The 21372-nt window shown below is 69.1% G+C and carries 15 protein-coding genes; 8 read left to right on the top strand and 7 right to left on the bottom strand.

Features of this window, described 5'->3' with window-relative positions:
• Window positions 1–809: 809 nt before the first annotated feature.
• The 7 genes from AC5RUK_RS11760 to AC5RUK_RS11730 form a co-directional block, all read right to left on the bottom strand.
• Window positions 810–1940 (bottom strand): MFS transporter, encoded by a 1131-nt coding sequence (locus AC5RUK_RS11760; protein ID WP_494152282.1) that lies wholly within the window; start codon window positions 1938–1940, stop codon window positions 810–812.
• 103 nt (window positions 1941–2043) lie between these two features.
• Window positions 2044–3726 carry an ABC-F family ATP-binding cassette domain-containing protein gene (locus AC5RUK_RS11755; protein WP_494152267.1) on the bottom strand — a complete coding sequence of 561 codons (1683 nt, stop codon included), beginning with the start codon at window positions 3724–3726 and terminating at the stop codon, window positions 2044–2046.
• 273 nt (window positions 3727–3999) lie between these two features.
• The gene (locus tag AC5RUK_RS11750; protein WP_494152266.1) at window positions 4000–6855 is read right to left on the bottom strand and encodes a helix-turn-helix transcriptional regulator; all 2856 of its coding nucleotides are present in this window, start codon (window positions 6853–6855) and stop codon (window positions 4000–4002) included.
• Window positions 6856–6894: 39 nt separating this feature from the next.
• On the bottom strand, window positions 6895–7719 hold the full coding sequence (locus AC5RUK_RS11745) for a fumarylacetoacetate hydrolase family protein (protein ID WP_494152265.1): 825 nt from the start codon (window positions 7717–7719) through the stop codon (window positions 6895–6897).
• 142 nt (window positions 7720–7861) lie between these two features.
• On the bottom strand, window positions 7862–8881 hold the full coding sequence (locus AC5RUK_RS11740) for a PHP domain-containing protein (RefSeq protein ID WP_494152264.1): 1020 nt from the start codon (window positions 8879–8881) through the stop codon (window positions 7862–7864).
• 39 nt (window positions 8882–8920) lie between these two features.
• Window positions 8921–10360: a phytoene desaturase family protein gene (locus AC5RUK_RS11735; RefSeq protein ID WP_494152263.1), complete on the bottom strand. Its 1440-nt coding sequence runs from the start codon at window positions 10358–10360 to the stop codon at window positions 8921–8923.
• Window positions 10357–11946, bottom strand: coding sequence for a glycosyltransferase family 87 protein (locus AC5RUK_RS11730; RefSeq protein ID WP_494152262.1), 1590 nt, complete (start codon window positions 11944–11946; stop codon window positions 10357–10359). The genes AC5RUK_RS11735 and AC5RUK_RS11730 overlap by 4 nt, the downstream gene beginning before the upstream one ends.
• Before the next feature lie 139 nt (window positions 11947–12085).
• Here AC5RUK_RS11730 and AC5RUK_RS11725 point away from each other — a divergent pair, with 139 nt between their 5' ends.
• The 8 genes from AC5RUK_RS11725 to AC5RUK_RS11690 all read left to right on the top strand — a co-directional run bounded on the left by AC5RUK_RS11725 (window position 12086) and on the right by AC5RUK_RS11690 (window position 21328).
• The gene (locus AC5RUK_RS11725) at window positions 12086–13315 is read left to right on the top strand and encodes a cytidylyltransferase domain-containing protein (protein WP_494152261.1); all 1230 of its coding nucleotides are present in this window, start codon (window positions 12086–12088) and stop codon (window positions 13313–13315) included.
• Window positions 13315–14232 (top strand): N-acetylneuraminate synthase family protein, encoded by a 918-nt coding sequence (locus AC5RUK_RS11720; protein ID WP_494107057.1) that lies wholly within the window; start codon window positions 13315–13317, stop codon window positions 14230–14232. The genes AC5RUK_RS11725 and AC5RUK_RS11720 overlap by 1 nt, the downstream gene beginning before the upstream one ends.
• 9 nt (window positions 14233–14241) lie before the next feature.
• Window positions 14242–15213: a glycosyltransferase gene (locus AC5RUK_RS11715; RefSeq protein WP_494152260.1), complete on the top strand. Its 972-nt coding sequence runs from the start codon at window positions 14242–14244 to the stop codon at window positions 15211–15213.
• On the top strand, window positions 15210–16559 hold the full coding sequence (locus AC5RUK_RS11710) for a polysialyltransferase family glycosyltransferase (RefSeq protein ID WP_494152259.1): 1350 nt from the start codon (window positions 15210–15212) through the stop codon (window positions 16557–16559). Before AC5RUK_RS11715 ends, AC5RUK_RS11710 begins: the two co-directional genes overlap by 4 nt.
• A 10-nt stretch (window positions 16560–16569) precedes the next feature.
• Window positions 16570–17682: a hypothetical protein gene (locus tag AC5RUK_RS11705; protein ID WP_494152258.1), complete on the top strand. Its 1113-nt coding sequence runs from the start codon at window positions 16570–16572 to the stop codon at window positions 17680–17682.
• On the top strand, window positions 17679–18926 hold the full coding sequence (locus tag AC5RUK_RS11700) for a DUF6716 putative glycosyltransferase (protein ID WP_494152257.1): 1248 nt from the start codon (window positions 17679–17681) through the stop codon (window positions 18924–18926). The genes AC5RUK_RS11705 and AC5RUK_RS11700 overlap by 4 nt, the downstream gene beginning before the upstream one ends.
• Window positions 18927–19055: 129 nt before the next feature.
• Window positions 19056–20141, top strand: a complete 1086-nt coding sequence (locus tag AC5RUK_RS11695) for an inositol-3-phosphate synthase (protein ID WP_494152256.1) — start codon at window positions 19056–19058, stop codon at window positions 20139–20141.
• A gap of 86 nt (window positions 20142–20227) precedes the next feature.
• Window positions 20228–21328, top strand: a complete 1101-nt coding sequence (locus tag AC5RUK_RS11690; protein ID WP_494152255.1) for an acyltransferase — start codon at window positions 20228–20230, stop codon at window positions 21326–21328.
• Window positions 21329–21372: the final 44 nt, after the last annotated feature.

Genomic DNA, 21372 nt, shown 5'->3' with positions numbered 1-21372 from the left:
CAATTATCGGTGCGATTCGGCCGGTACGAGGCCCGGCCACTGTAGAGTGCGTCATCCTTGACTATCCTTGCTTAGGCCCAGCAGTCGCTGGGGTCTTGTTGACCATGTGTGGCACCTGCGCCCCTCGCGATTCGGACCGGAGGGAGCCATGCGCCATGCGGAGCGGCAGCTCATATCCCTCATCCGTACTTGGACGATCGCTGCCGCCGGCGTGTGGGCCGGCTTCTCTGCCAGCCGATGCCACGTCAACGCTACGAGCGAGCGCTCTGGGGCGAGATGAGAATCCACGCCAAGAGGTTGGGAGACTGCGCCAAATGAGCCTCATAACTTCATAGAGACCGTGAACGAGTTTTGTTGGGTACCCTTCCACCGCTGCACTAAGTGGTGCTCAAGGTAGAAACCGGGGACCTGCACATTGGTCTTTTCGGACACTGCCCGAGCGCTTTGGCCGCCGGGATAAGCTCCACCTTCGACCTTCTACAAATGCCCTTTTGTCCCAGACCCCCCTCCGCCGCTGCGGTTTATTCAGGGAAGTTCCATACCGGAAGCTTGCGATGATAAGGCGTTTGCCGGGCGGAAAAGGAACGTTTCCGGGCACTCAGGTTTAGGTGGGATATGGGTTTAGCTGACGCCTGGCATAGGATTTGGCGACCGAGCCGTCGGCATCGTCCGATGCGGCTTCACCTGCCTCTGAAATCTCTGAGACTACCTGGTCGGGGGTGCAGGTGCAGGACGTCTGCAGCCCACAGGTGCGCCGGGCTTGGGGGCTGGGTCATAACCCCTTCGCCCTATCCACGTTGCTGTCACCCTTAGGCTCGCCGTTGCCGCTGTTCGCGGGCGGCCGGGGCCGTCAGCAGCGAGGCGACCATCACCGCGGCGACGGCCAGCAGGGCGTTGCGGAGGCCTACCTGTTCGCCCAGGAACCCGAGGAAAGGCGGTCCGGCCAGGAACGCCACATAGCCAAGGGTCGAGACCACCGATACCCGTCCCGCGGCCCGGGCCGGATCGTCCGCGGCCGCCGACATGCCCATCGGGAAGCCCAGCGCGGCGCCGGCTCCCCAGAGCACGGCCCCGGCAAAGGCCAGCGGCAGGTTCGGCGCCAGCACAAAGAGCAGCAGGCCGGCTAGTGCTGTGCCCAGGCTGACCCGCAGCACGGCGACGCGTCCCCAGCGGTCGATGAACCGCCCGCCGGCCAGGCGCAGCACCGTCATGGTGGCCACGAAGACCCCGAACATGACGGCGCCGGTCGCTTCGGTGGCGCCGAGCCCGACGACGGTCGCCTGGGCGATCCAGTCGTTGGCGGCGCCCTCGGTCAGGGCGGCCCCGAGGACGACGACGCCGATCAGCACCGTGCGCCGTTCCCGCCAGGCGGCGAAGCGGCCGGGGCGGGCACCGCCGTCGTCGTCATGCTGGGGGCGGTGGGGCAGGAAGGCCCGCGGCACCACCCAGGTGGCGACCGCGACCACCACGGACAGCACCGCCAGATGGGTGGCCAGCGAAACCCCGAGCACGGAGAGCCAGGCGCCGATCATGGCGCCTGCGAACGCGCCCAGGCTGAAGGCGGCGTGGAACTTCGGCATGATGGTGCGCAGCAGTTTCCGCTCCACGTCGGCGCCTTCGATGTTCTGCGCCACGTCCCACCAGGCCACGCCCACGCCGTATATGAACAGCGCCGCGGCGGCGGCGGGAAAGGAGCCGGCCGCCAACGCGGCGGCGAGGCCGGCCGCGCTGACCGCTGCGATCAGCCCGCCGGCCCGGACGCTGTTGGCCGTGCCGATCCTGGCGGCAAGGGGGCCGGCCAGGGGCAGCGAGATGACCGAGCCGAGGCCGAGGGCCAGCAACAGCGCGCCGATGCTGCCGGCGCTGATGTCCAGCGTTGCCGCGGCGGCCGGGATGCGGGCCGCCCAGCTGGCGAAGACGAGCCCGTTGAGCCCGAAGATGGCGAAGGTCGCGTAGGTGGCGGCCCGGACCGGGCGCGGCGGTTCGCCGGGCCGGCGCTTCGCGGCCCTGCTCCCCTCGACGTTCCCCTCGACGCCGGGCGGTTCAGCGCTCCCGGACAACACGGTCCTCATCCCACACCGGGGTATCGCTCTCGTAGACCCGGCCGTCGGAGCCGAACACCAGGAAGCGGTCGAAGCTGCGCGCGAACCAGCGGTCGTGGGTGACGGCCAGCACCGTGCCCTCGAACGCGTCGATGGCCTTCTCCAGCGCCTCCGCGGAATGCAGGTCCAGGTTGTCCGTCGGCTCGTCGAGCAGCAGCAGGGTGGCACCGGAAAGTTCCAGCAGCAGGATCTGCAGCCGCGCCTGCTGTCCGCCGGAGAGCGAGTCGTACAGCTGTTCCGCCTGCCGGGCCAGGCCGTAGCGGTCCAGGACGGCGGCCGCGGCTTCGCGCCCCAAGCCGGAGCGGTGGTCGTCGCCGCGGTGCAGGATGTCCACCAGGGACTTGCCCAGCAGGTCCGGGCGGATGTGGGTCTGCGCAAAGAAGCCGGGGCGGATCCTGGCCCCGAGCTTCACGGTGCCGGTGTGCGGCACGTGGGCGATCCGGACTTCCGAGACGGGCAGGTGCTCTTTCTCCGGGTCGGTGCCGCCGCTGGCCAGCAGGCGCAGGAAGTGGGACTTGCCGGAACCGTTGGATCCCAGCACCCCCACACGGTCGCCGAACCAGATCTCGGTGCTGAAGGGCTTCATCAGGCCGGTCAGCTCCAGCTTGGTGGCCACCACGGCCCGCTTGGCCGTGCGCCCGCCCTTCAGCCGCATCTGCACGTTCTGTTCGATCGGCACGGCCTCCGGCGGACCGGCCTCGAGGAACTTTTGCAGCCGGGTCGTGGCGGCGTGGTACCGATTGGCCATGTCGGAGCGGAACGCGGCCTTGTTCTTGTACATGTTCACCAGCTCTTTGAGCTTGGCGTGCTCCTCGTCCCACCGCTTGCGCAGTTCTTCGAAGCGGGCGTTGCGGTCGTCCCGGGCCTGCAGGTAGCTCTCGAAGCCACCGCCGTGGACCCAGGCGGTGGCCCCGAGGGCGCCGGGTTCGAGGGTGACGATCCGAGTGGCCGCATTGGCCAGCAGTTCACGGTCGTGGCTGACGAACAGCACCGATTTCCGGGATTCCCGCAGCTTTTCTTCCAGCCAGCGCTTGCCGGGCACGTCCAGATAGTTGTCCGGTTCGTCCAGCAGCAGCAGTTCGTCCGGGCCGGCGAAGAGCGCTTCCAGCACCAGGCGCTTCTGTTCGCCGCCGGACAGGGTCGATGCGGTGCGGTGCTGCGCGCGGTCGAAGGGCACGCCCAGGGCGGCCGTGGTGACCTCGTCCCAGACGGTCTCCTGCTCGTAGCCGCCGGCGTCGCCCCAGTCCGCGAGCGCCTGCGCATACCGCATCTGGGTGGGCTCGTCGTCGCGCTCCATCATGGCCAGCTCGGCTTCGTCCACGGCCCGTGCCGCGGCGGCGAGGGCCGGCGGGGCGGCGCCGACCAGGAGGTCGCGGACCGTGGTTCCGTCCCGGACCTGGCCGACGAACTGCCGCATGATGCCCATGGCGCCGGAGCGCGCCACGGCGCCTTCGTCCGGGCCAATGTCGCCGGCGATGATCCGCAGCAGGGTGGTCTTGCCGGTGCCGTTGGGTCCGATCAGCGCGGTTTTGGCGCCGTCGCCGACCTTGAAGCCAACGCCGTTGAGCAACTGGCGGCCGTCGGAGAGGAAATAGGTGATGTTGGAGACGTCGAGATGGGCCACGGACCCAGTCTGTCATGGTCGCGGGCATACGAAATGGCTCAAAGTCAGGCCTCCCCATTAGCCAACTCACTTCGAGCCATTTCGTGTGCGGCATCGGATCCACCGCCCTAAAGCGCGTCCCCCCAACTGGGATCCGGATGCCGCCGCCTCCGGTGTGGTCTCCCGTTCCGGTTGCTGACACCTTCAATCATGATCCCGGCGGCTTCGGTATGCCAGATCAATCCACCCTAGTTAGGAAACCCTAGGGTGCTGCGGGGCTAGCACCGGCGCGTCTCAGTCCTGCCGGTCCAGCACGGCCGCAAGGTCCTTGCGGGAGGCGATCCCGAGCTTGGCGAACGACCGGGACAGGTGCCATTCCACCGCCTTGATGGTGATGAACAGCTCCGCCGCAATTTTCCGGTTCGTGAGTCCCTTGGCCGCCAGGGAGCAGACCCGGTACTCGGCGGGCGTCAGCCGGTCGGCCTTGTTCTCCGCGATCAGCGGCAGGTGATGATCCTGCTGCGCCAGCAGGTGGGTCATGCGCCGTGCCACCGCGGCGGCCCCTATCCGGTTCCCCAGGACCAGCGCCTTGCGCGCCGCCGCCAGCGCTTCGGTCCGGAACGCCAGCAGCGCGTCGCCCTGCGCCGGTTGCAGGCAGATCTCGGCCAGGTCGGCCAGGGCCAGCGCCAGCTGGTAGCGGCCTTCATGGGCTTCAAGCAGGGCGATGGCTTCGCGCAGCATGACGACGGCGCTCGGCCCCGGCTGGGCCAGCGCGGCGGCCCGCAGCACGGTGCCGGTCAGGCGCGGGGCGCCGAAGGAGCGGACCTCCTGGAGCAGCTCGGCGGCAACCGCGGAGGCGTATTCGGTCTGCCCGGCGCGGGCGGCGGATTCAATGGCGCTGCGCGTCCACAGGTTCAGCGTCGGGCCCAGGCCGGCGCCGAGGTCCATGGCGGTGGCGAAGTACTCGAGCGCCAGCTGGTGGTCCCCGTGTCCGGCGGCCACCACTCCGTGCAGCTGCAGCGCCATGGCCTGCACCAGAGGCACGCGTTCTTCCGCCAGCGGGACCCGTTTCAGCAGGCCGTCGGCGGCGGCAAGATCGTCACGGGCCAGGTAGACCTCGGCCAGCGTCACGCAGGCTACCTCCAGATACGTCCGCCAGCCGGTGTCTGCCGCCTGCATGCTCATTTCCAGATCCATTTGGGCCAGCCGCAGCCGCCCCCGGTTAAGATGAATGGCCCCGCGGCAGTAGGTCAGGGTGGCGTTCGCCATGGGCGAGGAGTTGGCCCGTGCCTCGGCTATGGCGGCGTCCAGCAGCTCAAGGGCCGCGGCGTCCTGTTCGGAGCCGTTGAGCGCACCCGTCGCGTAGTTGATGATGTTGGACTCCGCGCCGACTTCCGCCAGCAGTTTTCCGCCGGCGCACGCCCGCAGCGCCAGTTCGCCGCTGCGCTTGGCATCCGTTCCGGTCACGGTCAGCCGCAGCGCCTCCTGCACCAGCAACAGCCGGTCGCTCGGGCCGTCCTGGGCCGGGTCCTGCGCCAGGATGCTCGCCAGCTCCTGGCCGTACTGCGTGGCGAACTGCAGTTGCTGGAACCCTGCCCCTGTCGCCAGCGCAACGACCCGGCGCCTGAGCTCGGTGTGCGGGTCGTCGTCGTTTTCCAATTCGCTCAGTGCCTGGCCGTAGTAACGCGAACTTTCCTCCACCCGGTTGATCGAATACCGGGCCTCGGCGAAATCCAGCAGCAGCTCCACGCCCGCCCGAGTGCCGTCCGTCATGGCCAGCGCCCGTCGTCCTAAAACCTCCGCCTGCTTGATGTGCCCGGCCGCCTGATGGGCCAGCGACGCTTCAATCAGGATCCGCCGCTGCAGATCCGGTGCCAGCCCGTTCTCCGCCATGGCCCGCTCGATGAGCCGGACGGCAAGCTCCGCCGCGCCGATGCGCCGGGCCCCGCCGGCGGCATCGAGCAGGATTTCGGCCGAGGCGGGGTCGGTGCCGGGCCTGGTCGCCAGGAGATGGCCCGCTACTACTGCGCTCTCGCTGCCCTGCGCCATCAGGGCGGCCGCAGCCTGGCCGTGCAGTTCGGCCTGCCGGTCGGGCTCCAACGTGGCGAGCACCGCTTCGGCCACCAGGGCGTGCTGGATCCGCGGCCGGGGACGCAGGGAGCTCAGGAACCGCGCGGCGACAAGGCGCTTCAGCACCGGGGTCATTCCGGCCACCGGCAGCCCCGTCATGCGCGCCAGGAGCTGGTGGCCGGCGTCCTCCCCCAGGACGACGACGGCGTCCAGCACCGCGCGCTCGGTCGCCGAGAGCCGGTCGAGGCGGTCTTCGAGCACCGCTGCTTCCGCCCTGGCCTTATTGACGCCCGCGCCGTCGAGCCCTGCCCCGGCGCCGTCCTCCAGGAGTTCGTGGACGTAGAACGGCAGTCCTCCCGCCGCCGCATGGATGCGCGCCGCCACGGCATGGTCCGCAGCGGGCCTCCGGTTGGCTGTCCACTCGGCCACGGCCTGGCGGTCCAGCGGTTCCAGCGGCCAGTGCACGCGCCCATCGGCACGGGAGGTACCGCCGCGGGCACCGCGGTCGTCGGCACCCAGCAGCAGGGAGTCCGCCCGGATACCGTCGCCGCGCTCCGCACCCTGGCCGGTACGCACCCCGCGCAGGAGCAGCAGCGGGGCGTCGATCAGCAGGCCCGCCATGTCGGACAGCGACTGGAGCGAGAGTTCATCGAGCCACTGGGCGTCGTCCACCACGGCGGCCACCGGTCCCTCCTGGGCCAGCGAGCGCAGTACCCAGGAGGCGGAATAGGTCAGGGCGTCCTTGTGCAGCGGGCCGCCCGCGTGCGTCAGGAAGGTATGCAGCACCCGGCCCTGCCCGTCGAACGGCGGGCCCTGCTCCGGCACCTGCTGGGCCAGCGGCGCGAACCACTGCCAGAACATGGACCCGGGCAACGAGCGGCTGGCGGCGCCGGCGGCGCGCAGCAGTTTCCAGCCGCGCGCGGAGGCATCGGCGCACACCGTCTCCAGCAGGGATGTCTTGCCGATTCCGGACGGGCCGCTGACGGTCAGTTCGATGCTGCGGCCGGATTCCACAGCAGTGGCGAGGTCGCGCCACTGCGCCACCTCCCGGTCACGCCCAAACAGCCGTGTTTGTGCCACTCCTTGATCCTAGGACGCCGGCGGGAGAAATTCGACGTTTCAGCGCCGTTCCTCGGCCACGCAGCGGTTGTGCAGCTCGCCGATTCCCTCGATCCGGGTCACCAGGTGCGCTCCGGCGGGAATCCATTCCCGCGGTTTCCGGGCCAGTCCCACGCCGGCCGGGGTGCCGGTGGCCAGCAGGTCGCCGGGTTCCAGGGTCATGAATTGGCTGACGTAGGACACGAGCTGCGCGCAGGAGAAGATCAGGTCCGAGGTGTTGCCCGACTGCTTGACCACGCCGTCCAGCTCGCATTCCACCGCCAGCCCCGCTTCCGGATCCAGCTCGTCTGCCGTGACGACGACGGGGCCCACCGGCGTCATCCGGTCCCAGTTTTTACCCTGGAACCATTCCGAGGTGCGGCCCTGCCAGTCCCGGACCGAGACGTCGTTCATCACCGTGTAGCCGGCGATCGCGTCCCGGGCTGCGGCCTCATCGGCGTGCCGGACGCGGGAGCCGATCACCACGGTCAGCTCGGCCTCCCAGTCGATCTTCGAGCTGGCCGCCGGCAGCACCACGTCGTCCGTGGGGCCGACCAGCGCGTTCGCGTACTTGGTGAAGATCGTGGGGTACTTCGGGACCTCCTGGCCCACTTCTTCGGCGTGGGCGTAATAGTTCAGGCCGGCGCAGAGGATCTTGCCCGGGTGCAGGATCGGCAGCTGAAGCTCCGACGCCGCGGGCGCCGGGCCCGGCTCCCCGGAGAGCGTGCGCCAGTCCCCGCGCTGCAGCAGCTCTCCGACGTCCCTGGCCGGCAGGTATTCGGTGGCGTCGCCGTCCTGCCGGAACGCCTGCGTGGTCCCGTTCCGCCGTACTGTCCCCAGACGCATCTGTACCTCCTTGCGGCAGCCGTGCACCGCCGTCGTTATGTTGTTGGGCTCCGATGGCAGCCCTCTTTGCACGATATACGGTGGCGAGCGGCGCACGGGAAGGCTGCGTCGGGACGGTCAGCCGGCATCCTGCACCAGCGGGCTACCTGCCCGCCCGGGTCCACTCGAGCAGGCGCTCCACCGGCCAGGTGGTGATGATCCGTTCGGCCGGGACGCCGTTTGCGGCCGCCCGTTCGGCGCCGTAGTGGAGGAAGTCGAGCTGACCGGGCGCGTGGGCGTCGCTGTCGATGCTGAACAGGCAGCCGGCGTCGAGGGCCAGCTGGATGAGCTCGTCCGGAGGGTCCTGCCGCTCGGGCCGGGAGTTGATTTCGACCGCAACGTTGTTCTCCGCGCAGGCGTCGAACACGCGCCCCGCGTCGAACTCCGACTGCGGCCGCGTTCCCCGTGATCCCTTGACCAGCCGCCCGGTGCAGTGGCCCAGCACGTTGGTGCGCGGGTTCTCGATGGCGCCGAGCATCCTGCGGGTCATGGTGGCCCGGTCCGACCTCAGCTTGGAATGCACGCTGGCGACCACCACGTCCAGCGGGTCGAGCATCTCCGGTGCTTGGTCCAGTTCGCCGCTCTCCAGGATGTCGGCTTCGATCCCGGTCAGCACCCGGAAGCCGTCCGCTCCGGCGTTGAGCTCCTCGACCAGCTCAAGCTGCCTGGCCAGCCGCTCCGCGCTCAGGCCATTGGCAACCGTAAGGTTCGGGGAGTGGTCGGTCAGGGCGAGGTAGTCGCGGCCGAGCCAGCGGGCGGCATCGGCCATGGCTTCAGGCGGCGAGCCGCCGTCGGACCAGTCGCTGTGGCTGTGCAGATCGCCGCGCAGGGCTTGGTGCAGCTCGCGGCCGCCCTCGGCCAGGGGTGCCGCGGCGCGCTCCCGCACCTTCGCCAGATAGTCCGGGACCTCGCCGTCGACCGCTTGCTGGATTACCACGAAGGTGCTGGAACCGATCCCTTTCATGCTCTTCAGCCGGCCGCTGCGTGCCCGCTCGGCGAGTTCGCCGGGATCCAGCCCGCCGGCGACGGCGGCTGCCCTCCGGAAAGCCTGCACTTTGTACGTGGGGGCGAGTTCGCGCTCCAGCCAGAAGGCGATTTCGTTCAAGGCGGCGACAGGATCCATGGGACCATCTTCCACTGGCACCGCCCGCTGAGCCATGGCTTACGGACTCAGGGACGGGACAGCCAGTCCGAATTGCTCCCGCAGGGCCAGCTCGGCGGCGCGGTAGCCGGCCATGCCGTGCACTCCGGGGCCGGGCGGTGTCCCGGCCGAGCACAAATAGACGCCGTGCAGCGGGGTCCGCCAGGGCTTCCGGCTCAGCACCGGACGCGCCGCGAGCTGCGGCAGGCTGACGGCCCCGGTCCCGAAGTCGCCGCCGACGTAGTTGGGATTGTAGGCCTCGTAGTCGGCCGCGGACATGCTGGCCGAATCCACCACGAGGTCGGTAAACCCGGGGGCGGCGCGCTCCAGCGCAGCGGTGATGACCGGCTCCATGTCCCGGGTGGAACCGCCCGGAACGTGGCAATAGGTCCAGAGCACGTGGCGCCCCGCGGGTGCCCGGGACGGATCGACCACGGCGGGCTGCGCCGTCAGGATCACCGGGTCCTCCGAGTGCCGGCCCCGGGCAATCTCCCGCTCGGAGGCTGCCATCTGTTCCCGTGTCCCGCCCAGATGCACGGTGCCGGCCCGGCGCAGGTCCGGATGGGTCCACGGAACCGGCCCGGACAGGATGTAGTCCACCTTGGCCGCCCCGGGTCCGTAGCGGAAGCGCCGCAGGGCGCGCGCATAGCGGGACGGGAGCCGGCCGCCGGCCAGCCGCAGCAGCTCGGTGGGTGAGGTATCCAGCATCACTGCCTCGGCGCCGGTCAGCTCGGCGAGCGACGCGACCCGGTGCCCGGTCTCCAGCCGGCCGCCGTGGGCCCGCAGGTCCTCGACCATGGCGTCGATGATGGCCTGTGATCCCCGGGCGGGCAGGGGGAAGCCCACGGCATGGGCGAGCGCGCCCAGCATCAGCCCCGCACCAGCGGACGAGAGGCGGCGCACCCCGCCGGTCGTGTGTGCGGCGACGCCGGTCAGCAGCGCCGGTGCGAACTGTTCCTTGAAGCGCAGGTTCCAGGCGGGTGAGCCCTGCTCCAGGGCGCGGAGCCCGTACCGGAAGGCCGTGACCGGGCTCGCGGGCACCTGGAGGAGCTGGTCCATGGTGAACTCGAGCAGCGCGTCGGTCCGGGCGACGAGCGGCTCCATCAGCTGCCGGTACGCGCCGCCGTCGGCCCCCAGCCCGTCCACGGTCCGGTTAAGGTCGCGATGGGCCACCGCCGCGGCTGCCCCGTCGATCACTTGGCCGTAGGAGACGTCCGGCACCAGCAGTTCGATCCGCTGGTCCAGCCCGAAGTCCCGGAAAAACGGCGAAGCCGCGGCCATCGGATGTACCGCGGAGCAGACGTCGTGCCAGTGGCCCGGCTCCATCAGTTCCAGCGTGCGCGAGCCGCCGCCGGGCGTGGCTGCCGCTTCGAAGACCGTGACTCCGAGGCCCGCGCGCGCCATGATGACGGCCGCCGCCAACCCGTTCGGCCCGGCGCCGACTACCGCTACGTCCGTCACGTTGGATCTCCTTCACGCTGTGGCTTCCACCTTGTGGCCTGCGCGGCCTCACCGGCAATGCCAGGCCAGATCGAAGGCCGCCGCCACGCTTTTATGCCTGGCGGCGCATATTCGCCCTGCCCGCTCGTCTTGGCGGCCGGCGGACCGGCACCGCGGCCTCTTGTACCGCCCGGCAGCGGCAGCGTGAACCTGTCCAGCGCCCCGTTGTAACCCCCGCCCTGCGGGTCGTCGGTGCCCACGCGGCGGACCGGATCATGCTCCGGCGACCAGATGGCCCGCACCACCTTCCCCGCTATGTATGCCGTTGCTGCAATATGAGCGATGACGGCCAGCACGTAGTACGGGGCGTCCAGGTTGCGCGCCGCTTCGCCGCCGCTCGTCACCTGGCCCAGATGCATCCAGACGGCCCACCAGTGCATGGCCTCGAAGAACTGCCAGATCAGGAAGTCGCGCCACCGGGGATGCGCGAGTACGGCCAGCGGGACCAGCCACACCACGAATTGCGGCGAGTAGACCTTGTTGGTGAGCACGAAGGCGGCCACCACCAGGAAAACCAGGGACGCCACCCGGGGGCGCCTCGGCGCCGCCAAGGCCAGGAGCGCGATGCCCGCGCAGGCGGCCGCAAACAGGAGGAGGGAGGCGGTGTTGATGAATTCGGGGCTGAGGACGGGCAGTTGCTGCCGTTGCGCCGTCAGGTTGTAGGCGTACCAGATCGACGAATGACCGGCTTCGCGTTGCCGGCTGTAGTCGAGGAAGTGGAACCAGCCGCCGAAGTCCCGCAGCATGAACGGAAGATTGACCGCCAGCCAGGTCGCGGCCGCCGCCAGGGCGGACCGGGCCAGGGGGCGGTACCTGCCGGTCCGCACCGCCAGCAGCAGGATGGGTCCGAAGATCAGCACCGGATACAACTTGAGCGCGGCGCCGAGGGCGATGAACACCCCGGCCAGGACCGGGCGGCGCCGCGCGAAGGCGAGCATCGCCAGGGCGGCCAGCATTGCGGCCCAGAGGTCCCAGTTGATCGTCCCGGCGAGCACAATGCCCGGTGCCAGCGCCACCATCGCCGCGTCCCAGGGCCGCCGGTGGCTCATCCGCGCCGTCGCGATGACGGTGACCAGCCAGACCACGGCCACCAAGGTGGCGTTGATATCGAAATAGGCCAGGGCCCGTTCCGGGGACGCGCCCTCGCCGGGAACCAGCCACGCCGTCGCCCCGGCCACCAGCCCCAGCAACACGGGGTATTCGAAGGAACTTCCCGCCGTGACGAACGGCATCACACCTTCGGCGAGGCCGCGGGACTCGAACAGCACCGGCCAGTCCGAATAGCAGCCCATGTAGAAATAGTCCGGCAACTCCCACCCGGCCACCCGGCACGGCGTTTTGACCAGGACGGAAAGCAGCGCGGCGAGCGTGGTCAAGATGATCAGCACCCGCTCCACGGTGAAAAATCCGGGCGAGACCAGGCCCGGGGCGCTGTGCCGGCCCAACGGTCCGCCCACCATTTCGGTGAATTGCCTCAGGAGCGGGTCGTTACGGCTGGGCACCACTATGCGCAGCGGCATGCGGCGCGAAGAGCGGGACCCGGGCATGGTCCAAGACTACTGTCGGCGGCACCATCGGCCACAGATCCGGGTCCGTGCGGCAGGTTACCCTTTCGTCCGCTGTTGCACGCCTTCCCGTAACCTGGTCCACCCCCGGCCGTTACCGGTGCTTCCTACCGTGACTCCAATGAGTTACAACGATCCGCAGGAAGTCCTGGTCGTCATCCCGGCCCGCGGCGGTTCCAAAGGGATCCCGTTCAAGAACCTGATGCCCGTGGCAGGGCGAAGCCTCGTGGCCCGCGCCATCGACAGTGCGTTGGCGGCCCCGTCGGTGACCGACGTCGTCGTCAGCACCGAACATCCGGACATCGCGGCCGAAGCCGAACGCTGCGGCGCCCGCGTCGTCATCCGCCCCGCGGAGCTTTCCGGAGACACCGCCACCAGCGAATCCGCCGTACTCCATGTGCTCGCTACGCTGCCCCGGCCGCCGGCGGTCACCGTCCTGCTGCAGTGCACTTCGCCGTTCATCGAGCCGGAGCACGTGGACCGGGCCGTCCTGGACGTGCTGGAGGACCGCGCCGACGTCGCCTTCTCCGTCACCGAGAGCCACGCGTTCCATTGGTCGCTTGACGACGACGGTGCCGTCACCGCCGTCGGGCACAGCGCCGACGTGCGGCCCCGCCGCCAGGACCGCCGGCCGCAGTACCGCGAAACAGGGGCGTTCTACGCCATGCGCACCGAGGGTTTCCTCGAACGCGGGCACCGCTTCTTCGGCCGGCTGAAGCTGCAGGAAGTGCCCGCCGGGCAGGCCGTCGAAATCGACTCGTTGGAAGACCTCGACGTGGTCCGGGCACTGGCCGGCCGGGCGGGCGCCCCGGTGGCCGGCGCGGTCGACGTGGACGCCCTGGTCATGGACTTCGACGGCGTCCACACCGACGACCACGCCTTCGTGAATGCCGAAGGCGAAGAGTTTGTCCGCGTCAGCCGCGAGGACGGCATGGGAATTTCCCGGCTGCGCAGCACCGGCATTCCGCAACTGATTTTGTCCACCGAACGCAACAAGGTGGTCAGCGCCCGGGCCGGAAAGCTCGGCATCGACGTCCTCCAGGACGTCTCTGACAAGGCCGGAGCGGTCCGCCAGTGGATGGCCGCCAACCGGCTGGATCCCGACCGGGTTGCCTACGTGGGCAACGACGTCAACGACCTGCCCGCCATGGGCGTCGTTGGTTGGCCCGTGGCTGTGGGCGACGCCCGCGCCGAGGTCAAGGCTGCGGCACGGACCGTGCTGCAGCATCACGGCGGCGAAGGTGCGGTCCGCGAAATCTGCGAACTCATCCTCGCCGCCCACAGCGGTGCCGCCGACGAGCGCCGCCGGCAACAAGCCACCACAGCAGCAACAACAGAGAGAGTGCACTGATGACTACCGAAGCTACCGTTTCCGCCAATGTTCCCGCCGGTTCCCCGGCGCCCGTCGCGATCGGCGACGTGCAGGTCGGTGCCGGACAGCCGGTTTACGTGATCGGCGAGATCGGCATCAACCACAACGGTGACATCGAGATCGCCAAGCAGCTGATCGACGTCGCCGCCGAGGCCGGCGCGAACGCGGTGAAGTTCCAGAAGCGCACCCCGGAAATCTCCACCCCCGCGGACATGCGGGACAAGATGCGCTCCACCCCGTGGGGCGAGATGACCTACCTGGACTACCGGTACCGGGTCGAGTTCGACATGCCGATCTACCAGAAGCTGATCTCCCACGCCGCCGACCGGGGCCTGCACTGCTTCGCCTCGCCGTGGGACGTGCCCTCCGTCGCGTTCATGGAGGAAGCCGGCGCGCTGACCCACAAGGTCGCTTCCGCCTCCGTGACCGACCTTGAACTGCTCACCGCGCTGCGCGAGACCGGCAAGCCGGTGATCCTGTCCACCGGCATGTCCACGATCGAGCAGATCGACAAGGCCGTGGAGGTTCTGGGCACGGACAAGCTGATCCTGATGCACGCCACCTCCACCTACCCGCTGCCGCCGGAAGAGGCGAACCTGCGGATGATCACCACGCTGCAGGAGCGTTACCAGGTGCCGGTCGGCTACTCCGGGCACGAACGCGGCCTGCAGATCTCGCTGGCCGCCGTGGCCCTGGGCGCGGTGACGGTGGAACGGCACATCACCCTGGACCGGACCATGTGGGGATCGGACCAGGCGTCCTCGCTGGAGCCCAAGGGCTTCGAGGCGCTGATCCGCGACATCCGGATCCTGGAAGAAGCCATGGGCGACGGCGTCAAGCGCGTCTTCCCGGGCGAACTGGCACCGCTGTCCCGCCTGCGCCGGGTGGACGGCTAACCACACGTCATGAACCAGCCATTACTGAGCGTCATCATCCCGGCGAAAGACCAGGCCCCTTTCATCCGCGACGCGATGACCAGCCTGACCCGCCAGTTCGATGATCCCTCGGTCATGGAAATCATCGTCGTCGATGACGGTTCCACCGACGGGACCGGGGAGCTGGCCGCCGCCTTCACCGGCCGGCTCCCCGGCCTGCGCATCCTCCGCAACGACGCCGCAACCGGCCTGGCCGCGGCCCGCAACAAGGGGCTGGACGCCGCCACCGGACGCTACATCGCCTTCTTCGACCCGGATGACTGGTACGCGCCCGGCCACCTGTCGCGCATCACCGCCGAGATCAGGGAGCTGGGGGTGGACTTCCTGCGCGTGGACCACATCCGGCACGCCAATGGAATCCGGACCATTCATCGTGCGCCGCAGGCTGTGCGCGGCGTTGCCCTCGATCCCCGCCAGGATATTGGTCCCATCGACGCCTCGAGCATGGTGGACTATCCGTTCGCGCCCTTCGGCATCTTCGACGGCGCGCTCAAGGAGGCCGGGCTGCTGCACTTTGTGGACGGCCTGCATACCGCCGAGGACCGTCCCTGGATCTGGCGCCTGCATCTGCAGGCAACCTCCTACGCGGTTTCGGACCAGTTGGGTGCTTTCTACCGCCGGGGCGTCGCCACGTCCTTGAGCCAGATATTCGACCGCAGGCAGTTGGATTTCCTGCGCAGCTACGCCGAGGTCTTCCGGCTGGTGGCCGCAGACCGCGAGGCAGACCGTTTTCGGCCGAAAGCGATCCGGCAATTCCTGGCCATCGCCTGCCATCATCTCGACCGGTCGGACTCGATGTCCAAAGCTGTCCGCCGGGAACTGACGTCCGGGATCCGCGCTGCCGTGGCCAGCCTTCCGGCTCCCGCCGTCAGCGCCTGTCTGGCGGCCCTGGACAAGAACCGGCGTCAGAAGCTGGCAACAGCGATCGGAACAGTGAAGTGAAAGAACTCTTCGTCGTATCAACCCTCTACCAGGTCGTCTCGCTGGCCGCGGCCGTGGACGACGGGACCGTGCCCGAGACCGGCGCCGAACGCATCCTCGTGTTGACCAACAACGCCATGATTCCGGAGATCACTGTCCCGTTCCACGAGTCGCCGGGCTTCACCGAAGCCGCCCGCAGGTTCGACCGCATGGTGGACCTCAGCAAGCTGCTCTGGCCCCGGCGGCCGGGGCAGTTCAATCCCCGCGAGCAAGACCTGGATCTATGGCAAAAGCTGCTGCGCTCGGAATGGGAACTGGGCGACGATCCGGTCCACCTTTATGTCGAGTCCATCCAGGTCAACCCTGCGGTTGCCCTGGCCCGGACCTTCGCCCGGGCCGCCGTCTCAGTACATTCGGACGGCCTGATGAGCTACGGCCCCACGCGCAACCCCGTCCCGCTGGCCGTGGCCCAGCGGCTCGATTCCCTGCTGTATGTGGACCTTGTTCCGGGGCTGCGCCCGCAGTTGTTGCGGGAGCACGATCCCAAGCTGCTGCCGGTGGATCCGGCCTCCCTGCGCCGCGCCATGGAGGAGTTGAACCGGTCGGTGCCGCCCATGGTGCTTCCGGTGTCCCAACCGGAGGCCGCCGGAAGCGCGCTGCTGCTGGGCCAGTACCTGTCCGAGCTCGGAATCCTGTCGGCCGAGGAAGAAGTGGCGCTGCACCGCCGGATGATCGAAAAGGCCATGGAGCGGGGGCTGCGGCACTGCATCTTCAAACCCCATCCCAGCGCCGGCCCGGGAGCCGTGCGCTCTGTCCAGTCGGCGGCCGGGGACCTCGGTGTACAGCTGGATATCCTGGAGTCCTCCGTTCCCGCGGAAGTAGTCATGCAGCGTCTGCAGCCGCAGTTGGTGGTCAGCTGTTTCTCCACCGCCCTCATGACCGCCAAGTACCTGTTCAACATCGATGCGGCGGCCGTAGGAACCGAGCTGCTGCTGGAGCGGCTGACTCCGTACGAAAACAGCAACCGCGTGCCGGTCACCATCATCGACGCGATCCTGGAACAAAACGTCCAAGCCCCGGACCAGGAGGCGGCAGACACTCCCCCGGCCGGCCGCCTGCAGCAACTGGTCGAGGCCGTCTCCTACTGCATGCAGGCCGATACGCTGGCAGCAGGCCGCCGGAGTGCGGAGACTTATCTGCACCACATCCAGGACGGACCCCATATGCGCTACTTCAAGCGGCGGCGGCTGACCAAGCTTCAGCTGCCGGGCGGATTGCCGCCGGCCGTGGCCGCCCACCCGCTGGCCAAAGTCGGGCGGCTGGGCCGGCGTGTGGTCCGCAAACTCCGGCCACGGGACGCCCCGTGAGGCTGGCGCCATGACCGAAACAGCGATCACCGCGGCGTTCCTTCCCCAGCTCGCGCCGGCGGCGGACGGCCGTCCAACCCGTCCGCCCGCCAGGTCCAAGACGCAGCGGGGGCGCCGGAGCGAACTGGTGCGCCCGCGCTTCGGTCGGGCTGCCGTCTGGGCCGAGTCCCCCTTGCAGTTGCTCAGCGCCGTCGAGGCACACGGTGCCGGCCTGCTGGGCCAGGAAACGCTCATCTACCCCCGCAGCGATGCCGTAGGCATGGACAGCACACTGCAATCGTTGATGGAACAGGTGCCGAGCGGCGTCCGGTTCGCGCCGCCGTCGGCCGCCCTCCCCGCCGTGCGCAACAAAAAGCTCGACCGCTGGGTCACCGGCGACGCCTACTCCGGCAAGGTCCAGGCGGAACTGTTGCGCGGCGTCGGCGCGGACGAACTGGTCATCGTGGACGACGGCCTGGCGACGCTGAGCCTGCTGCACATGCTGGTCAGCGCGCGACCCGTCCCGCTGATCCGGCCGCGGGCCGTGCCGACCACCCGCCGCAAGGCGCTGGGCCTGGCCACCTGGTGGACCCTGCGCCGGATGGCCAGCCAGGGCCGGCTGCTGGTGTTCACGGCCTTGGCCGTGCAGCCGGCAGTGGAGAAGAAGTTCCGGGCCCTCGGCGGGCACTTGGAACGGCACCGTTTCGAGTGGCTGGGCACCCAGCCTGTCACCGAGAACATCAGCGAACCGACCATCGTGGTCGGTTCGGCCATGCCCGCCGACGGACTGATCCGGGCGGAGCCATACCTGGACTGGGTACGGTCACTGACCGACGACGGCCCGGTTGCGTATTTCCCGCACCGCCGGGAACAACCGGAACTGCTCAGCGTCCTGGCGGAGCATCCGCTGATCCACGTCAAGCAACACACGATCCCGGTGGAAATGCGCCTGCGCGGCCTGCGGCCCGGGCAGGCAGTCCGCGCCCTGCCCTCTACGGTACTGGCCTCGCTGCGCCTGATCCTTGCCCCTTCCGGCGTACCGCTGAAGGGGCAGCCGGTACCGCACGACTGGTGGCTGCCCGAGACAACGGAGGAACTGCGCCGGCACCTGAGCAGCTCCCTGTGTGACGGAGGCAAGCGATGACCGCGGATCCTCGGCAAGCCGCCGTACCCGCGGCCGACGGGCACCACCCGGTCCAGCCGTTCCGTCTGCTGGCAATTGCCGACAGCGACTCCTACCTGAAGTTCGCCTGCGCCACGCTGGAGACCGTCGGTGCCGGGTGGGAGCGAGAGGTGCTGCTGGTGCGCTCCCCCATCCTTCCGACACTGGAGCAGACCCAGGCTGCTACGGCCGGGACGTTCCTGGCCGGCAAGGCGCCGCGGGTGATCCCCGCCTCCGGCTTGCGGGCCGCGCTGGCCGGCGCCGACGTCGTGCTGGCAGCAGCCACCGGACCCATCGTGGAAGAAATCTTCACCCAGGCGTCCCGGATGCCGCAGCGGCCGGCACTGGTGTCCGCGCTGCCCGGCGTCGCCTTCCCCGCGACCCGCAAGGCGCTGAACTACCGGGCGCTCGGCGACGCGTTCATCACCCACAGCCACGCCGAATGCCGGGCGTTCAGCGACTTGGCCGACGCCATGGGGCTGTCCCAACGGATCCTGGTTTCACGGCTGCCGTTCCTGGCCTCGCCCGGCCGTCCGGAGCCGCAGCAGAAGCCGCTGGACTCGGTGGTGTTCGCGCCCCAGGCCAAAGTCCCGGTGGAGCGCGAGCAGCGCGTCGCCATCCTGCAGGCCCTCGCGGCGTTGGCCAGGCGGCGGCCGGAGCTGTCCGTGCGGGTGAAGCTGCGGGCCTGGGCGGGCGAGCCGCAGACGCACACGGAGCAGTACCCGTTCGACCAGTTGTGGGCGGACCTGGTCGCGGCGCGGGCGGTGGGCGGGCACGAACTGCAGTTCTGCACCGGCCCCATGTCGGAACAGCTCACCCCGGGAGCGGCCATGGTGACCGTCAGCTCCACCGCCGCCCTGGAAGCGCTCGACGCCGGCCTGCCGGTGCTCATCCTGGACGACTTCGGACTCTCCGAGCAGATGTTGAACAAGGTGTTCGACGGTTCCGGGCTGGTCGGCAACCTGCAGGACCTGGTGGCCGGCCGGTTCGGGCACCCCGACCCGCGCTGGCTGCGGGACAACTACTTCCACGCCCAGTCGGTGCGGCTGGATGAATTGCTGGCCAGCTTCGCGGCGCGCGCCCGGGCCGGAAAGCTGGCGACCGATCCGGAGCGCCTGGCCGCGGTGCAACGCCGCAAGCTGCGCGCCAGGCTGCGCACCGTCCTGCCCGCGCCGGCACTGAGGCTGGTGCGCCGGCTGCGCAACGCCCGGCGGCAGCCCGCCTGAGCGCCCAAACCACTCCGCGCACCTGCCCGGGAATGGACAAACCCGCTGATGTGTTGAAACACGGCGTAGACTGGATAGGCTGCCCGCCATCGGCGCGGCGGCCATACAGAAGTGTTTCGAAGGAGAACCGTGGCAGAGAACCCCATCCGGGTAGCGATCGTCGGTGTTGGAAACTGTGCGGCCTCGCTGGTCCAGGGCGTCCACTACTATCGTGGCGCCGACCCGAGCGCAACGATCCCCGGCCTGATGCACGTCAAGTTCGGCGCCTACCACGTCGACGACGTGGAGTTCGTCGCCGCATTCGACGTCGACGGCAAGAAAGTGGGCCTGGATCTGGCTGACGCGATCGGCGCCAGCGAGAACAACACCATCAAGATCGCCGATGTTCCGGCCACGGGCGTCAAGGTCCAGCGCGGCCACACCCTGGACGGCCTGGGCAAGTACTACCGCGAGACCATCGTGGAGTCCGACTACGAGCCCGTGGACGTGGTCGCTGCTTTGCGCAAGGCCAAGGTAGACGTCATGGTCTGCTACCTGCCGGTCGGCTCCGAGAAGGCCGCCAAGTTCTACGCACAGTGCGCCATCGACTCCGGCGTCGCCTTCGTTAACGCCCTTCCGGTCTTCATCGCCGGCACCCAGGAATGGGCCGACAAATTCACCGCGGCCGGGGTTCCCATCGTCGGCGACGACATCAAGAGCCAGATCGGTGCCACCATCACCCACCGCGTGATGGCCAAGCTGTTCGAAGACCGCGGCGTGGTGCTGGACCGGACCTACCAGCTGAACGTCGGCGGCAACATGGACTTCAAGAACATGCTCGAGCGCGAGCGCCTGGAGTCCAAGAAGATCTCCAAGACCCAGGCCGTCACCTCCAACACTTCGGCCGTGCTCGGCGACGACGACGTGCACATCGGCCCCTCGGACTACGTGTCCTGGCTGGATGACCGCAAGTGGGCGTTCGTCCGCCTCGAAGGCCGCAACTTCGGGGACGCCCCGGTCTCGCTTGAATACAAGCTCGAGGTCTGGGACTCCCCCAACTCGGCCGGCGTGATCATCGACGCCATCCGTGCCGCCAAGATCGCCCTGGACCGCGGCGTCGGCGGGCCGATCCTCTCGGCTTCCAGCTACTTCATGAAATCCCCGCCGGAACAGTACGACGACGACACCGCCCGCGCGAAGGTCGAAGCCTTCATCCGCGGCGACTCCGACCGCTAAGACACCGTAAGAACCGGGGCCGGCCTGAGGCCGGCCCCGGTTCTTCTTTTTGCCAGCCGGCGGCGGCTTCCGGGTAGATTGGGCTCATGGCCGTCCCCTCCCTGTCCCCCGCCGGGAAGCTCGGAGGACCGACCCCCCTCCCCCGCCGCAACTACGCGCTGGACATCCTGCGCATTGTCAGCATCGTCGGCGTGGTGGCCATTCACTCGTTCGGTGAACTGGCCGGCGACGATGACCGCCGCCATCAACCGGACTGGGTCTGGGCGGCGATCATCGACATTGCCTTCATCTGGGTGGTGCCGGTCTTCGTCGTCATCTCCGGCGCGCTGGTGCTGGCGCCGCGGACGCACGCGGAAGGCGCCATGGCGTTCTACCGCAAACGCGCCCTGCGGCTGCTGCCCGCCCTCGTGGCCTGGCACCTGGCCTACATCTTCCTCGGCAGCCACCTGATGCTCGGGCGCGAACTCGAACCGGTCGCCGTGCTGGTGTCCGTCTTCGACACCCACGTGTACCCGCACCTGTACTTCCTGTGGCTGATCCTGGGCCTGTACCTGGTGGCACCGCCGCTTGCCCGCTACCTGCAGCGGGTGACGTTACGACGGGCGGCCGCCGCGACCGGCGGCGTGCTGGTCCTGACGCTGGCGCTGTTCAGCCTCCAGGCCGCCAGCATCCAGTACGAGTGGGGCTGGCAGTACCCCTGGAACATCCTGACCCAGTGGTTTCCCTACCTGGGATACTTCATGGCCGGCTGGGTGCTCACCCAGGTGCGCCTCCCGCGCGGTGCGGTCGCAGCGGCGGGGGGCGCCGCCGTCGTGCTGTCCGTTTTCAACATCTGGCACTGGATCAACCAGGATTCCACGCCGCTGCTCAACATCATCACGCCGTCCAGCTACGTGGGGCTCGGTGTCACCGCGGCAGCGTTGTGCATCTTTGCCTCGGTATACCACCTGCTGGCCGGGTGGCAGCCGCCGGGCTGGCTGGGCCGGATGCTCGTCCAGCTGTCCAACGCCTCCTTCGGCGTGTTCCTGTGCCACTACCTGTTCCTGACGTGGCTGAGCTTCCACGTCTTCCCGGACCGCGAGCCGACGCTGCCGCTCTTGTTCCTGAAGTTCTCCGTGGCCACGGCCTGCTCCTTCGCCCTGACCCTGGTTGCGTTGCGGACGCCCGTGCTGCGGCGGTTGTTCTAGGCCGATGCGGCGGTAGCAAGCCGAGGCGGCCGTTCCAGGCCGAG

The organism is Arthrobacter sp. Y3223065, from assembly GCF_059090885.1.
The sequence above is the reverse complement of the archived record's forward strand: the minus strand, read 5'-3'. Positions and strand labels throughout refer to the sequence as shown.

Bases quoted from the DNA above. Each gene is read 5' to 3' on its own strand.
- AC5RUK_RS11740 (WP_494152264.1), bottom strand. From the start codon at position 8,881: ATGGATCCTGTCGCCGCCTTGAACGAAATCGCCTTCTGGCTGGAGCGC.
- AC5RUK_RS11730 (WP_494152262.1), bottom strand. From the start codon at position 11,946: ATGCCCGGGTCCCGCTCTTCGCGCCGCATGCCGCTGCGCATAGTGGTG.
- AC5RUK_RS11745 (WP_494152265.1), bottom strand. From the start codon at position 7,719: ATGCGTCTGGGGACAGTACGGCGGAACGGGACCACGCAGGCGTTCCGG.
- AC5RUK_RS11720 (WP_494107057.1), top strand. From the start codon at position 13,315: ATGACTACCGAAGCTACCGTTTCCGCCAATGTTCCCGCCGGTTCCCCG.
- AC5RUK_RS11725 (WP_494152261.1), top strand. From the start codon at position 12,086: ATGAGTTACAACGATCCGCAGGAAGTCCTGGTCGTCATCCCGGCCCGC.
- AC5RUK_RS11690 (WP_494152255.1), top strand. From the start codon at position 20,228: ATGGCCGTCCCCTCCCTGTCCCCCGCCGGGAAGCTCGGAGGACCGACC.
- AC5RUK_RS11715 (WP_494152260.1), top strand. From the start codon at position 14,242: ATGAACCAGCCATTACTGAGCGTCATCATCCCGGCGAAAGACCAGGCC.
- AC5RUK_RS11700 (WP_494152257.1), top strand. From the start codon at position 17,679: ATGACCGCGGATCCTCGGCAAGCCGCCGTACCCGCGGCCGACGGGCAC.
- AC5RUK_RS11705 (WP_494152258.1), top strand. From the start codon at position 16,570: ATGACCGAAACAGCGATCACCGCGGCGTTCCTTCCCCAGCTCGCGCCG.